The 14,798-nt window shown below is 47.0% G+C and carries 13 protein-coding genes and 3 pseudogenes; 5 read left to right on the top strand and 11 right to left on the bottom strand.

Going from position 1 to position 14,798, the window contains the following annotated elements; translation table 11 throughout:
• Positions 1–226: 226 nt before the first annotated feature.
• A pseudogene (locus tag NDI42_RS27245) lies at positions 227–466 on the top strand (hypothetical protein); the annotation flags it as partial.
• 57 nt (positions 467–523) lie between these two features.
• Here NDI42_RS27245 and NDI42_RS27240 read toward each other — a convergent pair.
• The 4 genes from NDI42_RS27240 to NDI42_RS27225 all read right to left on the bottom strand — a co-directional run bounded on the left by NDI42_RS27240 (position 524) and on the right by NDI42_RS27225 (position 4,922).
• The gene (locus tag NDI42_RS27240) at positions 524–1,279 is read right to left on the bottom strand and encodes a hypothetical protein (RefSeq protein ID WP_190454787.1); all 756 of its coding nucleotides are present in this window, start codon (positions 1,277–1,279) and stop codon (positions 524–526) included.
• A 241-nt stretch (positions 1,280–1,520) separates the two neighbouring features.
• Positions 1,521–2,141: a DNA glycosylase family protein gene (locus NDI42_RS27235; RefSeq protein WP_190454784.1), complete on the bottom strand. Its 621-nt coding sequence runs from the start codon at positions 2,139–2,141 to the stop codon at positions 1,521–1,523.
• A gap of 23 nt (positions 2,142–2,164) precedes the next feature.
• The gene (locus NDI42_RS27230) at positions 2,165–4,060 is read right to left on the bottom strand and encodes a CASTOR/POLLUX-related putative ion channel (RefSeq protein ID WP_190454782.1); all 1,896 of its coding nucleotides are present in this window, start codon (positions 4,058–4,060) and stop codon (positions 2,165–2,167) included.
• Between the two features lie 508 nt (positions 4,061–4,568).
• A complete protein-coding gene (locus NDI42_RS27225; RefSeq protein ID WP_190454780.1) occupies positions 4,569–4,922 on the bottom strand; it encodes a DOPA 4,5-dioxygenase family protein in 354 nt (117 codons plus the stop codon).
• A gap of 533 nt (positions 4,923–5,455) precedes the next feature.
• Between NDI42_RS27225 and katG the strand changes: the two genes are divergently transcribed.
• Positions 5,456–7,684 (top strand): catalase/peroxidase HPI, encoded by a 2,229-nt coding sequence (katG, locus tag NDI42_RS27220; protein ID WP_190454775.1) that lies wholly within the window; start codon positions 5,456–5,458, stop codon positions 7,682–7,684.
• 377 nt (positions 7,685–8,061) lie between these two features.
• On the opposite strand, the gene NDI42_RS27215 is transcribed toward katG, so the two are convergent.
• From NDI42_RS27215 to NDI42_RS27200, 4 genes are all read right to left on the bottom strand, one after another.
• Positions 8,062–8,841: a DUF6615 family protein gene (locus tag NDI42_RS27215; RefSeq protein ID WP_190454772.1), complete on the bottom strand. Its 780-nt coding sequence runs from the start codon at positions 8,839–8,841 to the stop codon at positions 8,062–8,064.
• 619 nt (positions 8,842–9,460) lie between these two features.
• Positions 9,461–9,979, bottom strand: coding sequence for a DUF1993 domain-containing protein (locus NDI42_RS27210; RefSeq protein WP_190454769.1), 519 nt, complete (start codon positions 9,977–9,979; stop codon positions 9,461–9,463).
• A 152-nt stretch (positions 9,980–10,131) separates the two neighbouring features.
• Positions 10,132–10,629, bottom strand: coding sequence for a cupin domain-containing protein (locus NDI42_RS27205; RefSeq protein WP_190454767.1), 498 nt, complete (start codon positions 10,627–10,629; stop codon positions 10,132–10,134).
• Positions 10,630–10,853: 224 nt separating this feature from the next.
• Positions 10,854–11,135 (bottom strand): antibiotic biosynthesis monooxygenase, encoded by a 282-nt coding sequence (locus tag NDI42_RS27200; protein WP_190454764.1) that lies wholly within the window; start codon positions 11,133–11,135, stop codon positions 10,854–10,856.
• A gap of 210 nt (positions 11,136–11,345) precedes the next feature.
• Here NDI42_RS27200 and NDI42_RS27195 point away from each other — a divergent pair.
• A pseudogene (locus tag NDI42_RS27195) lies at positions 11,346–11,444 on the top strand (phage integrase N-terminal SAM-like domain-containing protein); the annotation flags it as partial.
• A 153-nt stretch (positions 11,445–11,597) separates the two neighbouring features.
• On the opposite strand, the gene NDI42_RS27190 reads toward NDI42_RS27195, so the two are convergent.
• Together NDI42_RS27190 and NDI42_RS27185 are read right to left on the bottom strand one after the other, a co-directional pair.
• Positions 11,598–12,026 (bottom strand): DUF6220 domain-containing protein, encoded by a 429-nt coding sequence (locus tag NDI42_RS27190; protein WP_190454757.1) that lies wholly within the window; start codon positions 12,024–12,026, stop codon positions 11,598–11,600.
• Between the two features lies 1 nt (position 12,027).
• Entirely contained in the window at positions 12,028–12,699 is a 672-nt protein-coding gene (locus NDI42_RS27185; protein WP_190454754.1) for a DJ-1/PfpI family protein, read from the bottom strand.
• 97 nt (positions 12,700–12,796) lie between these two features.
• On the opposite strand from NDI42_RS27185, the gene NDI42_RS27180 reads away from it, so the two are divergent.
• Complete coding sequence (locus tag NDI42_RS27180) at positions 12,797–13,486, top strand: helix-turn-helix domain-containing protein (protein ID WP_190454752.1); 690 nt, start codon at positions 12,797–12,799, stop codon at positions 13,484–13,486.
• 131 nt (positions 13,487–13,617) lie between these two features.
• Positions 13,618–14,670 (top strand): dihydroorotase, encoded by a 1,053-nt coding sequence (gene pyrC / locus NDI42_RS27175; protein WP_190454750.1) that lies wholly within the window; start codon positions 13,618–13,620, stop codon positions 14,668–14,670.
• Between the two features lie 35 nt (positions 14,671–14,705).
• On the opposite strand, the pseudogene NDI42_RS29020 reads toward pyrC, so the two are convergent.
• Positions 14,706–14,798: pseudogene (locus NDI42_RS29020) on the bottom strand (transposase); the annotation flags it as partial.

Below are 14,798 nucleotides of genomic sequence, written 5' to 3'. Positions count from 1 at the left end.
TAACTCAGGATGGTTAGCATTGACCATTTTTTGAATTTTTCTCTACGCCCTTTTTTTCAGATTTTTACCCGCTTTGCAACCCCACTTCTTGAGAATGGTGCAAGATGTCAGTTTTTCCATGTTTGTGAGTTCTGGTGTGACCGCACAGAGGGCATTGCATATGTGAAGAGGGAATTGTCTATCAATACCTAGCGATTATACCCACACTTCGTTGAGGCACGACCGAGTTGAATTATTATGGAAGTTTTTAAAGATGCACTTAAAACTCGATAAATTAATTACAAAAAACGTCAATGGTATTACCATACAAATTTACGTTAGTTTGATAGCTTATCTAATTTTACAGCTTTTATGTATTCCCGAACAATGGGGTCATACACTATTAGATAAATTCCGCTATTTACAATGTTGTATGTGTCAAAAAATCAGTTATGTCCATTGGTTTGAGGAGATGATGTTATGTTGACTAACTTAGGCTTTTTAGACTTAGTGCAACTAACTATGTAAAGTTTTGTATCAGGATTCAACATTTCTGGAATGCATATAGCTGATTTCTGATTAGAAGAAATTCATCAAAGGCAGCAAGCAAATAGCTAGGTGACACTTCAAGGAAGGTGATTTGACTGAGAATATCTAAAGCTTGGAAAAAGAATTCGCTTCCTTCATCCAGTGACTCCATCAATTGAATCTCGTCTTTAAACGATTGCAAAACATCTGAGTGAGTACTCGGATTACTAAGTGCTCTTTCCAACGATGAGTCACCCATTTCGCTTAGTATACGGGCATAAATCGCTATTGAAGTATATAGTGTTAATTTATAAGGATCATTTATTTGCCGAGCTAAATCTATTAGACGAAAAAGTATATGCGAGATGGATTCTCTGGTGGTTTCAGGAGATGCCCGTTCAATTTCGCTGTACTCTTGTGTTGGAAAGACTGGTCTAGTTAACAATCTTGGTCTGCCATCCCGATCCGTCTCAAACCACAAAATGCGTTCACTACTGGCTACGGCATAATATGGAACACTAGCTTCCTTGGCAAAACGTTGAGCCATACGGATAGCAGGATGGAATCTTAGCTCTGTAGGATCTAAACTTTGAGGAAAACTTTGCCCTGACTTGAGTTCAATCACAGCTCTAGGCTTGTTATTATCGAGTATTAACAAGTCAATCTCACTACCGAGCGGTGTCTTAAAATTTTTGACTATGGACAAGGTGTTATAGCCCAAGTCAACAAGCTGACTTTCAATTTGTTTGATCAGGGTTGATTCGCTGTTCATACCACCTTCCATGAGTCTGACTGAAAGTGGGCAGTTAAGTTTTAAGCCTACTCCATCAGGGAACAGGGCAGCTAGCCCGTCGCCGCAAATTGGGTTTCCTCACGTCAACTCAACATCCTCGCTCATAACAACCCTTTCGGCTACCGCTCACTCACATCTTAACGTAGGGGCGATCGCACACTCTGGATTTAGAGAATGAGCGGTGGGAGCGATCGCATCTTCCCCCTTTTTCCAGCAGTCCTCAAACTGGCTTGAGTTCCAAACTGCGCCACAAATACCACGAGGCAATACTACAATAAGGCTTCCACCTTTGTCCGAAACGTTCTGTAGTCTTGCGGTCAGGAAGTGCCTCAAGACCGTAGAGTTTCCGAATACCTGCACGTACACCCAAATCATCCACAGGCAAAACATCCCAGCGCTTGAGACGGAAAATCAAGAGCATCTGCACAGTCCAGCGTCCGACGCCTTTGACCCGCGTTAGGCTTTTGATAATCGCCTCATCATCCATGACTTCCAACTCCTCAAGCGTAGGCAATCCATCGATCGCGTGACGTGCCAAATCTTTGATATAAGAGATTTTGGGGCGCGAAATCCCCACGCCGCGAAGGACTTCATCTGGCGTGTCGAGGACATCTTGCGCTGAAGGAAACAGAGTGTCTGGGTAAAGCTGGAGAAACCTTTGGTGGATTACTTTAGCCACCTTGGTAGAAAGTTGTTGGTGGAGAATTGACCGGGATAGGCAAAAGAACAAGTCTCCCTCCAGTTCGTACTGGTTCAGTTGACACGCACCAATTTGGTCAATGAGTCGTCCCAGGATAGGGTCGGAATTCTTGAGAAAGTCAATGGTGATCGCGTACATCAATACAAAAAGATTGAAACTGAAATTTAGTTTTCCGCTAATAGAACGATCGTATCTTGTGGGGCAAACGTAATCAGTTGATCTTTTTTGGGATTGATCGTCACCCCATAAGCTCTACCTGAATTATTAGCATCCGCTTTACAACGATAGCCAATTGCCGATTCACCACGTTGCTTGGCGGCTTCAACAACTGTGTAAAAATTAACGGGATGATCGAGCGCAACATACTCATCGACAGGCTTAAGATAAATTTCTGAGCCTTCAGGACTAAAGAGATCGGCAAACACAGCATTGAGGCTTTTCTGTTCGGAAACTTGAGCCAGCAGCCGACTAACAATTTGCTCGCTGATGACAAAATCATCCGGGCGAGCCACTTGCGCCAAGGCTTGATTTCGCAAATCTAAAATTTCCGTGACAACCTGAAAATTGCACTTATAGCGATCGGCAATATCCCGCAGATAAAGCAATGTAATCAAGATTTGAGCATCCGCTTGCTCTGGTTCTAAGTCAGTATTGCAGAGTACGAGAACATGGTTGTATTTAGTTAAGTCGAGGCTTTCTAATACCTGACGCTCGGTAGGATTTCCCTGAGAATACCGCACAGTCTGTTGTTGTAAGTTGAGCGATTCAGTTGATACGACCTCAGCTTCTGGAAACTCAGCAACGACTGTAACGGTGGAGCCGGGAGCAACGTAACGATCGAGTAGTTGAATAATGGTAGAAATGCGGTTATTCCATCCCAAAATTAAGGTGTTTTCTGCGGCAGCGATCGCATTTTTCTCTTTAACTTGAATCGCTTGACGATCGATAGGGATATTAGATAGTTGAGACAGATGAATGGTACTGTCATCTTCGCTAATCAAAACAAGTTGTTCGTTGGGTTGTAACGACCTGTCGATCGGTGGATTAAGCTGGATCGTCCCATCAGCGTGTTTAATTCCCAGTACCGCAGAATCGTTGTAGGCTAAAAGCGCATCGCCGTAGGTTTTTCCTTGTAAAGTTGGTTCTGCTTTGATATAAATTTCATTCCCACTAAAATCAAGTAGCTCCATGTAAACCGTTGATAAGCCTGATTGACGACAGGTTTGCACAACGATCCGCGAGATGAGATCGTTAGTCAGTAAAACCTCTATGTCGTTGCGTCCGATTAGACTAACAACGTCGGAACTCTTGGGGTCTTGAACTTGAGCAACGATGTGATAAGGCTGGGACACGCTGCGCGGAATACTGGTAATTGCCAGCAGAGTTTTTATGAGTTGAATATCAGCATGGGCATTGGATGAACTTAGAATCACGATTGAGCGTGCCGTTTGGACGTTAACCATCCCTAAGTCAGTAATATTGCTGGGACTACCCGTGCGACAAACTAAGCGAATTTTGGAACGTTTACCCAAGATATTAGAAAGGGTATCTTCCATGTGTACTTTGTCCTCTTCACTGAGAATGACAATGCAAGTACCGGGTCGATTGGCATTAGCAAGGGTGAGTTCTGAGATGAGGGTAAATACTTGCAGCGACCAACCCAAAATTACAATGTGATCGGTTTCAACGACGCGGGAACGTCCTTTCCGTAAGTCTTCTAGCTTCGTATCAATGCCGCTACTGAGAATGCCGATTAGGGTACTGATGATGAAGATACCGCCAAAGGTGACAAAGAGCATCGCAAACCGAAATAGCCAGCCTGTATCGCCGCCCATTGCGCCTGAGTCTAGAGTCCGCATGAAAACGCTCCAAATCGCTTCTAGAGGATCAAGGCGATCGCTTCCTTCCGGCGCAACTCCGGTGATGCTGACCAAGAACCCCATTAAAAAGATAAAGGCTAGAGAGGTCAAGGCTAATCCGCCAATCAGAGCAACAGTACCTCTAGCCATGAAATTATCGAACCCGTAGCGGACGCGCTCTGAAAGCGTAATTTTACTCATCTTGATGGAAGTTTCCTTGCTGCGATGACAAATAGTTTTAGGTGAGGGAGCGGAACTCCTAATTTTGGATGAATTTCAGGTTCCCTAGTACCTTTCGGTAATCTATATAAGTATTCCCAGATTTACTGGCACTACAGCTATTTTTTGAAAGTTTGTTACGAACGGCTGAGCTGCGTACCTTTTTAGTAGAAGCGATCGCACGTTGCGAAGAATCAATTATTGACCCGATGAAACCCAGGAATATTATGAGGAGTTACTGTCGCTCGAAGACAAAATAGATAGCTTAGTGTACCGTCACAACTCACAAATGAAGCAAGCTAATTGCCTACGGAAACCAACTTCTGGTACACGATCAGATGCTGGGCGATCGCTTTCAGTTTAGGTACCGAACTGGGCGAGAGGTGTGAAAATGGGGCTAGCCTTCACTTTGTGAATGGGAGTGCGATCGCCCCATAACACCCTTATTAGGGGAGATAGACAACTGCGATCGCCACTAGCTGTCTCATTATTAGCGGATTCCAATCGCCCTTAGGATCTCGATATTCAGCTCTAGCTTCTCTCCCAACCACAGAGAACGATCGGTGTGGTCTCCCACATCATCGCCTGTTGAGGGGTGGACGAGAATATCCAATCCCTCACGATTGAGCATTAACCAGGGGACAACCTTGCCAAATTGCTCTGGTAAGAATGCAACTTGATACATCGCCTTTGGGTGTGGACCAATCGGTTTATCATGCCAACGTCCGAGTTGCACTTCAAAAGACGCGCCCAATCCTTCACGTACACGCGCCGCCGCATCACGACTGGAGGTATCGAAGTAGATATGAGCATGAAAACCCGTAATCTGGGCAGTATCTTTCATAGCGCTTAGCTCCACTTTATCTAGGCGTCAACGAATCGTAATGGGTGATATTCCTCTGTGGCAGGCAATACTTGCATCATAACTGACACTCTTGTCCGTCTAGTGCGATCGCCCCTTGCCATAGGTTGGGTTGACAGAAGGAAACTCAACATCCCCCTTCGGCAAAGTTTGATCTAATTCGATAATGAACAATCAGTGCGATCGCAATGAGTACACTGTGGTAGTAACTTAACTAATCGGGTTGCAATCTGCGCGACGCTTCGGTAACACCTGCCGTAGGATGCAAGGGAGAGCTGTAGGGCGAATGCAGCGCTGGAGTACTTCCCGCTTCGCTAACGCGATCGCACTCTTGGGTTATTGATAACTAACTAATTGTTGCAAATCACAAATTCATTGTTTCAAATCATAACGTTGATTATATTTCTCTTCGATTATTTGCTCATCGATTATTCCAATAATTACTATGTGCTATTTGTTGGCAATACCCGCAGTACATCAAAAAACCTACCCACACACCTCGATAGGAAAATACTATGAGCAACGGAAGTGGATGCCCATTTACGGGCGGCGGTCAGAAATCTCAGCCTCGTCATATGCCGTCAAACCGAGACTGGTGGCCGCATTATTTGAATCTGAGCATCCTCCACCAGCACACCCCCCAGGCCAATCCTATGGGTCAGGAATTCAACTACGCTGAGGAGTTTAAGAGTCTTGACTTAGCTGCCTTGAGGGCAGATATCTACGAGCTGATGACCACCTCCCAGGACTGGTGGCCAGCCGACTATGGTCATTATGGGCCGCTCTTCATCCGGATGGCTTGGCACAGCGCTGGCACATATCGGATTGGTGATGGTCGCGGCGGCGCGGGTTCGGGTAGCCAGCGGTTTGAACCCCTCAATAGTTGGCCTGACAATGCCAACCTCGACAAGGCGCGCATGTTGCTTTGGCCGGTCAAGCAGAAATATGGCAAGAAAATCTCCTGGGCCGACCTCATGATCTTCGCCGGCAACTGCGCGCTTGAGTCGATGGGCTTCAAGACGTTAGGCTTTGCCGGCGGGCGTGTGGATGTCTGGCAGCCAGAGGAAGACATCTACTGGGGTTCTGAGAAAGCTTGGCTCGGCAATGAGCGTTACGAAGAAGATCGGGTACTCCTGAATCCCCTCGCTGCCGTTCAGATGGGCCTAATCTATGTGAACCCGGAAGGGCCAGACGGCGAACCCGATCCGGTCGGTTCAGGGCGCGATATTCGCGAAACCTTTGGTCGGATGGCGATGAACGACGAGGAGACAGTCGCGCTCACAGCCGGTGGGCACACGTTCGGCAAATGTCACGGTGCGGGCGAAGCGACGCACGTAGGGGCTGATCCTGGGGGTGCCACCATCATCGATCAAGGCCTCGGCTGGAAGAACGCCTTTAACACGGGTGTCGGCGTCGATGCGATCACCAGCGGTATCGAAGGCGCATGGACTCCCACTCCGACGCAGTGGGACAACAGCTATCTCGAAACCCTGTTCAAATATGACTGGGAGCTGACGAAAAGCCCCGCTGGCGCGTGGCAATGGAAGCCCAAGGGCGACGCTGGTACAGGTACGGTACCCGACGCGCACGATCCGTCGAAACGGCACGCCCCCATGATGACCACGGCGGACATGGCGATGAAGATGGACCCCATCTACAACCAGATTGCGAAGCGTTACCACGACAACCCGGATGAGTTCGCAGAGCAGTTCGCCAAGGCGTGGTTCAAGCTAACGCACCGCGACATGGGACCGCGATCGCGCTATCTCGGTCCAGAGGTTCCTCAGGAGGAGTTCTTGTGGCAAGATCCCATCCCGGCAGTTGACCATGAATTGATTGACGAGCAGGACATTGCCGCTCTCAAAGCCCAGATTCTGACTTCAGGGCTATCTGTCTCCCAACTCGTTTCGACTGCTTGGGCGTCGGCGTCAACGTTCCGCTGCTCCGATATGCGTGGTGGAGCGAACGGAGCGCGCATTCGTCTCGCGCCACAGAAAGATTGGGAAGTTAACCAGCCAGAGCAGTTGGCAACGGTGCTACAAACGCTGGAGGGAATCCAACAGGAGTTTAACAGTTCGCAGTCCGGCGGGAAGAAGGTTTCGATTGCTGACTTGATTGTTTTGGGCGGATGTGCAGGCATTGAGCAAGCGGCAAAAAATGCCGGTCACGAGGTGACGGTTCCCTTCAAGCCGGGACGCACGGATGCGTTGCAAGAGAAAACCGATGTCGAATCTTTCGCTCCACTTGAGCCAACAGCGGATGGGTTCCGCAACTACACTAGCGGCAAACACAGTGAATCGTTGGAAGAGTTGCTGGTCGATCGGGCACAATTGCTGAGTCTGTCAGCCCCTCAAATGACGGCTCTCTTGGGCGGCTTGCGCGTTTTGGGTGCCAACTTTGGCGGATCTAAACACGGCGTCTTCACCCATCGTCCAGAGACGTTGACCAATGACTTCTTTGTAAACCTGCTCGACTTGGGTACGACGTGGAAGGCGACCTCTGAAGATGAATATGAGTTCGAGGGGAGCGATCGCAAAACCGGCGACCTGAAATGGACCGCTACCCGTGTTGACCTTATCTTCGGCTCAAACTCTCAGCTCCGCGCCCTGGCGGAAGTCTATGGATGTGTAGACTCGCAGCAGAAGTTTGTCAATGACTTTGTGGCGGCGTGGGACAAGGTGATGAACTGCGATCGCTATGACCTCAAAGCAGTCCAAGCGTCAAGCTCTGCGAGGGGTTTCTAAGCCTAGCGTCAGCTACGTTAACCTGCGGCAATCTTGAACGCGGGTAGAAGCAGAGATAAAAATGAGGGCAACGTTTCAACTAACTCGAAACGCCGCCCTCAGCTTTCTAATGCCAAAGCTGCTTAATAACTTGCAATTAGGTTCTTGTTGGTGCCCAATTGTGCGAGCGTTGGCATAGCCTAGAACACCCACCAGAGAAACCAGAAAATCAAACATACAACAGCTGTCTACAGCGTTGCGTAGAGTTGCATGTAGAGTAGGTTTAACCTTTTGATGTACGCCGCTATTCGCTCCAGAGCCTAACGTTCGGCTTGAACGGCTGCAAACAACCTTGAACTCAAGAACAAGACCTTTGACAGTCCCCTCCAAGCGGATTGTTAAACATTATCAACTTCGTAGTTGGCAACAAGAATTCGTTTGGGATAAATCTCTAAATCTCGGCTATAGAAATCAGACGAAAAGTTTTCTAAAAAACCAGTTTCAAGAGCAACAGACAGGTCGGAGGGTAAAGTTTGATAAACCGTAACATTTTCAAAATTCAAAGAAGTATCAGTGACCGAACCAGTTCGATAAACCTGAAGCATCAAAGGACAACACACTAAGCAACGCCAGGGTTTAGTACCATTGAAGGTATGAAGAAATTCAAATTTTCTTGCTCCCCTTTCTGAGAGAGCTGTACGTACATGCTTTGATGGAGTTACTGTACAACCAAATTGCTCAACTTCGTAAGGCAAATTACAACGCCAGTAGCTAATCAAGCTACTACTATCAAGATAGTTATAGAAACAGTAAAGAGGAATAGCATGGTTTACTTTAGCGTACTTCTCAAGAATTTCAATTTGCGGAATACTATGTACTTTATGTCCAAGTACCTTATATCGAGATGTACGAGGATCAACTTTCTTAGCTTGAACTGCATAACGCAGCCAACCCAAACGATGGTTTCCGATCCACCATTCCCAATCTGTACCTTGGCATTTTTCCTTATCTTTTGGTGTTTTTATAACTTGAACTTCAGTACAGTTAGCTCTAGCAAGCTCTAGAAGATTTATATCTGTAATTGTTTCTTCACCCTGAGAGACTTTATACGCTTCTCCCAAGCGAATGCGTTGCCATGTAGAAGACGCAATACTTTCAAATACATCAATAACTTTCATAGAAGTAAATGTACTTTGTCTAGATGCTGCACAGCCTAACCTACTTGCATCGATACAAGCTCAAATTTAAGAATACCTAACTATATATTAAGCGTCAGAGCCGCTTGATAAGCCCCTTATACTCGGTATTATCTGGCAGGTTTACGGGATAATACCCAGATTTTAAGGGATTAAACAGAATATTTGACGGATAATCCCGCCGATTTGAGGTGTTATCCAGCAGATCTGATAGTTAATCCTAGTAGTCAGGGGGATTATCCAGCCCTAAGCTGTGGCAATCTTGAACGTGGGTAGAAGCCAGAGACAAAAATGAGAGCGGCGTTTTAACTTGTCTTGAAACGCCGCTCTCGGCTTTAACCCCTGACACCAAAGCCACTTAAAAAGCTGCAATTGGGGTCCTGTTGACACCCACTTGTACGGGCTTTATCATAACCTAGAGCATCCAGAAAACAAAATACACAACAGCTGTCCACAACATTGTGTGGATTTGCATGCAGAGTAGATTTAACCTCTTGATGTACGTCGCTGCTCGTTCCGAAGCATAACAGCTCAAATCAGCGGCGGCAATAATCCCGAATTTAGAGCGAGTGACTCTTGACCGTCCCCTGCATTTGAATAGTTAGGCTTCATTCTTTCTGATTAATGGCACCAAGTGCAGCATGTAATCTCGTTTTCCAATTGGTACACCAGCCATGCGAAGAATATCGTAAGCCGTGACCATATGGAAGTAAAAGTTTGGAATTAGAAATTCATTCACGTAGGCATTACCAGACAACTCGACGTAGAGGCTCTGACCCAAGTCAATGCGCGTCACCTCAGCTAGCTTTGCATCTTCAGCGTTAACACCCAAAAGAAGTTCCTTAGTGTTTGTTATGTGCTCGTATGCCTGTGCAAGAGATGTGACCTCTGGATCTAGATTATTCGCAGGTTTGCCATTACACCAGAGAGCAAAGTTGTGTGGTTGATTGCAGGTGAAAGCAATCTGTGTACCGAACGGAAGCATGTCAGCCACAATGCGCTTTTGAAGGAACGACTCGTCATCACAAAAATGAGTTTGAGCTGACTCCAAGAGATGCTCAAGAGTCGCTAAGCGGCTTTGAAAGAGGGTTCGGATTAAATCTATATTCTGGCTTTGCATTTTGTGATCCCTCAAGTCTTTTCTATGAACCCTAGCTGTACTTAGAACAAATTTCGGCCTAACGCTCTTGGTCAGCGGTTGCCAACACTTTATTTAACTCCACAAGGGGCCGCTGCACTAGGGTTGTTATGCCACGACCACTCCAAGAGATATCAATCCTCAGTAGATTGCTTGCTGCTCCAAAAAAGTTGAAGCGCTGATTCATCAAATATGTAAGCTGACTCACCCTCCCTAATCACTCGTTTACCAAGCCGAGGAAAAACGCCAACATCAAAGCGTCCTGCTTCTCCACCTATCAGGTATACAAGATCTTCATCAAATGGATTACGAAGATGATGGGGTTGTTGAGGTAGCCCAAAGCCCATGAAGTCTCCTGGCTCGACCTCGTATTCCACATCTCCAATTTCCGCAATACCCCGACCCGACAAAATGTAAACCCATTCTTCTTCATTCTGATGAGCGTGGAAGATGAAAGATTCCTTGCCTGATGGTACGCGAGCAATTGTTACACCAATGCGTTTAAGGCCGACAGCACGCCCCAAGAAGCGTAAATAAATTTCTGAATTGGGGTTAAGCGGATGATGAAACTCAAACGCATCCATTGAATTGATATCTGATGCTTTCAGCAGAGAATGTTGTTCATCAGTCACGTTGATGTCCTCCTATCAAGTTGGCAAAGGGTCTGAGCACCACAATAAAGCTTAAACCGCTCCGCAGACACCCTTCACCTGCCGCCCTACCGAAACCTCAAAATAATTTAATCCTGAACATCGACAGATAGCCCTTCGGTTGCCTCTTTACCGAAGACTCAGTAGCATAACGAGCTTAAGATCAGCGACGCTCCGTGGATGGTTAGGCGTTTCCGGGTGTTGCATCAGAGCGTTCCTGCTTCGAGTTGTTCGAGGTAGATGAACTCCGGGGACTTCACGCCTGCTTCTTTTCGGATTTGGACGAGTTCCGGGGATTCAAAAAAGCGCTTTGCGTCGTCGATGGAAGTCCACATTGAGAAGTGGACAATCCGGTTGGGGTCGTTCTGATACCTGAGGACTTGGAATGACCGCTCACCAGCGTCGCGTCGGATGGATGCGACACTGTCGAACACCTTCTTCCAAGCTTTGTAGTCAGCGACTTCGTGGATGATTAAAACATATTGCATGAGGGCTTCTTTTTCACGAGATGCGAGGAAACGCCTAACTATTAATAGACTGAAACTTTCCGCCTAAAATCCCAAATTTACTACTTATGCAGATTATTTCCGCATAATACGCTGCTCAAGCTGAATAGCCAGAATCTTTCCGCATATTTTCAGATTCCTTACAGAGGTGAGCAGATGGACTATTAGATAACAGGACATCTACTTATCTCTATGCAGTCACCTCCTAAGAAATTGCTGAATCAGGTGCGTGATGCCCTTCGTTTCAAGCACTACGCCTACCGTACTGAAGATATCTACGTGCAGTGGATTTGCCGCTACATCCTGTTTCACAATAAGTGCCAGTGCCATCCAAAGGAGATGGGTAAAGCTAAAAAAGCACTACCCAGCCGGGGCAACGACTAATTCGGACTTCGGTGTGACAGACATTCGTAAGTGCGATCGCGAAATTAACACAAATTCCTCTTAAGATTCAGTCACAACTTCTGACTTGTTAAACACCTCACGCGATACACGATGTACAAGGCTTGAAGAAACATAGAATAATGTGAATCCAATCAGAGGATGAAGCACCTCTAAATGAAGAGGAGCCTTGAGATGAATGCTGCAAAACTGTAGTCCAAGTAGCATGGGTAGACTAGCGGCAAGCGATCGGATTTTGTTCGAGAACGGAGCGAACCACGCCCCTGCTAGCAATATTAGCGACAGCCCGCCATACCCTCGCACGAGCCACACATGAATATTCCACCAGCTAGGATCGGTGAAGTAGGCAACCCCAACGGTTAACACCTGAGCAATTAAGCAGACGTTAAAGAAGATGGAAATCGCGTAAAAGCCGCGTTTTAACCAGCTTGTGGTCGCAATATCGCGATCGCTTTCTAGATTTGTAATCATCTCAAGCTACCTGCGTGACTGGTAAATTGAATACTTCAGCCGCATATACCATTGCTTTATTCACCAGCTCTGCACCTGCTTTTTCGGGAGAACCCACATCAAATGGCGGAGCGGGGTCATACTCCATTAATAGCTGCACCAGCTTGGCAGTTTCCTCACCATAAAGGACTTTGGCAATCTCCAGACCAAAATCAATTCCTGCGGTAACACCACCACCACTCATACGATTGCGATCGATAACCACCCGCTCAGTACCGACCTGAACGCCCGCTGCTGCCAGTTGTTCGCGAAACATCCAGTGAGTTGCAGAACGGTACCCTTGGAGCAATCCTGCTTTTGCAAGAAACTCAGATCCACCGCAAACCGAAGTGATAAATTTTGTCATACTACCCTGTTGCCGCAGGAATGCCAGGATCTCCGGGTCATCTACGACTGCACTTTGGCCTAAGCCACCCCCAATACAAATGATGTCTAGAGGCGGACAGTTGTCAAAGGTGGTATCTGGAATAATTTTCATCCCATCATCTGTTTGAATTGGATCTAGCGTTTTCCAGATGCGGTGGATTTGGACACCTGGCAGAGTAGCAAACACGGTTTGCGGGCCAACGATATCGAGTGCTGTCATACCGGGGTAAAAGACCAACCCAATGACATGTTGTTGCGAGTAACTCATGAATCAAATCTCCTAATGGGATTTATGGCGAACTGATATTTATACTAGGAATGACAACCCGCTAGGCATAGTCCTCGATCGAGTACTCTTTTCCTCCATGTCAATTTCCTTAAAGCTTTTGTTTGAAGAAATTCATCAGGCAAAGGATGAAGAGGGCTTGCGATCGCATGTCGCACCCAAGATTGGTGAATATTTTGCAGCGAAACGCTCGGCAATTTTTTTCTTTGAACAGCATCTCACAAGCGATCGCAATCTTCAAAAAGTCCTGAGAATTGCCCTCTCAACTGAGCATAATCCTGTGGTGCGTTATCTAACAGAGCGGCATGCTCCCGTTCATGAAGCATTAGTAACAACGCCCAAGACTTGGAAATTAATCTGTCCTCGTCCCGATCACTGGCATGTAATGGCGGGACCAATTATCAAGCACGGTCAAATTGTAGGCGTAGTTGGCTGTACTCGCGAAAAGACAATGCCTGCTTTTGATAGCGAACACTTAGTCGATTTGAGTGCCATCTGTCTACATTTATCAGTCTGGCTGGCAACTGTGAAGCGACCTAGTACTGCAACAATGTACCCATCGTTCAGCAGGGATCGTTTAACACCTCGTGAGTTGCAGATTGCAGAATTGGTAGCATTGGGGCGAACCAACGCAGAAATTGGCAGTCAACTTTGGATTACTGAAAACTCTGTGAAGCAAGCCCTAAAGCGAATGTTTCGTAAGCTTGAGGTATCATCTCGTGCAGAGATGGTTGCAAAGCTTTCAAATACAAGGATTCATTCATGGTAGGTAAACCCAGGTTGATCGCCTGCCGCAAACAAGTTCTGCATCAAACCGATGATCTTTCGGCAGCCAGCGTGCATGGACGTTGTTAGCTTATGTCTTTCTTGCTAAAGCACTCGCAGTTTTATAATTGAAAGATGCAAAAGCTTACGATCGCCCGACCCGACGACTGGCATCTACATCTACGTGACGGTGCAGCACTGAAAGCGGTTCTGCCCCATACGGTGCGTCAGTTTGCCCGCGCTATCATCATGCCGAACTTGAAGCCCCCGGTACGCTCGGTAGCGGATGCTGCGGCCTATCGCGATCGCATCCTTGCAGCGATTCCAGCTGGTCAACAGTTCGAGCCACTGATGACGCTCTACCTCACCGACAACACCAGCCCCGAAGAAATTATCGCGGCTAAAGAATCCCAGTTTGTCAAAGCGGTAAAGTACTACCCAGCAGGTGCAACGACTAATTCAGACTTCGGGGTGACGGACATTCGTAAGTGCGATCGCGTCTTTGAAGCGATGCAGCAGGTAGACATACCTTTGCTACTGCACGGGGAAGTGACCGATCAAGATGTTGATATGTTCGACCGCGAGAAAGCGTTTATCGAGCGACATTTAATCCCCCTCAAGCAGCGATTTCCTAACCTGCGCGTGGTGCTTGAGCACGTTACCACCTCAGATGCTGTGCAGTATGTTCTGTCTGCCAACAACATCGCTGCAACGATTACGCCACAACATCTATTGTTTAACCGCAATATCCTATTTCAAGGTGGTATTCGCCCCCATTTTTACTGCCTGCCCATTTTGAAACGAGAGGAGCATCGCCTGGCGCTTTTGCAAGCAGCAACCTCTGGTAATCCTAAGTTTTTTCTTGGCACCGATAGCGCTCCCCATCCCCGCAATGGCAAAGAAAGTTCTTGTGGCTGTGCGGGTTGCTACTCGGCTCTGCACGCGATGGAGTTATACACAGAAGCTTTTGAGAGCGTTGATGCACTCGATAAACTTGAAGCTTTCGCCAGTTTCTATGGACCAGATTTTTATCAACTTCCGCGCAATACCGAACAGATTACCTTGACCAGAACGACCTGGCGCGTTCCTGATGAAGTGCCATTTACTGAATCCGGACTTGTGCCCTTACGGGCAGGTCAGGAGATGACGTGGCAAATGCTTGACGCTAGCATAGCTGAAGCTAATTGATTTGGACGATCGTGTTATAGAACCCATTTGAGATCTCAGGAAGTGGCGGCAAGCCGCTTAATCATTAGCCTGACAAAGCAGAGGTTAATCTTAGTGGTTGCATGAGATAGAGTGCGCTCAAAGTTCTT

Origin of the sequence: Funiculus sociatus GB2-C1 (genome assembly GCF_039962115.1) — a bacterium.
Classification (GTDB): Bacteria; Cyanobacteriota; Cyanobacteriia; order Cyanobacteriales; family FACHB-T130; genus Funiculus; species Funiculus sociatus.
Note: the sequence above shows the minus strand (reverse complement) of the source record. Positions and strands in the feature narration are given on the sequence as shown.

What these genes read in the sequence shown, in the direction of transcription:
- NDI42_RS27240 (WP_190454787.1), bottom strand. Translation starts at nt 1,279, where the DNA reads ATGAACAGCGAATCAACCCTGATCAAACAAATTGAAAGTCAGCTTGTT.
- NDI42_RS27230 (WP_190454782.1), bottom strand. Translation starts at nt 4,060, where the DNA reads ATGAGTAAAATTACGCTTTCAGAGCGCGTCCGCTACGGGTTCGATAAT.
- NDI42_RS27225 (WP_190454780.1), bottom strand. Translation starts at nt 4,922, where the DNA reads ATGAAAGATACTGCCCAGATTACGGGTTTTCATGCTCATATCTACTTC.
- katG (WP_190454775.1), top strand. Translation starts at nt 5,456, where the DNA reads ATGAGCAACGGAAGTGGATGCCCATTTACGGGCGGCGGTCAGAAATCT.
- NDI42_RS27215 (WP_190454772.1), bottom strand. Translation starts at nt 8,841, where the DNA reads ATGAAAGTTATTGATGTATTTGAAAGTATTGCGTCTTCTACATGGCAA.
- NDI42_RS27210 (WP_190454769.1), bottom strand. Translation starts at nt 9,979, where the DNA reads ATGCAAAGCCAGAATATAGATTTAATCCGAACCCTCTTTCAAAGCCGC.
- NDI42_RS27200 (WP_190454764.1), bottom strand. Translation starts at nt 11,135, where the DNA reads ATGCAATATGTTTTAATCATCCACGAAGTCGCTGACTACAAAGCTTGG.
- NDI42_RS27190 (WP_190454757.1), bottom strand. Translation starts at nt 12,026, where the DNA reads ATGATTACAAATCTAGAAAGCGATCGCGATATTGCGACCACAAGCTGG.
- NDI42_RS27185 (WP_190454754.1), bottom strand. Translation starts at nt 12,699, where the DNA reads ATGAGTTACTCGCAACAACATGTCATTGGGTTGGTCTTTTACCCCGGT.
- NDI42_RS27180 (WP_190454752.1), top strand. Translation starts at nt 12,797, where the DNA reads ATGTCAATTTCCTTAAAGCTTTTGTTTGAAGAAATTCATCAGGCAAAG.
- pyrC (WP_190454750.1), top strand. Translation starts at nt 13,618, where the DNA reads ATGCAAAAGCTTACGATCGCCCGACCCGACGACTGGCATCTACATCTA.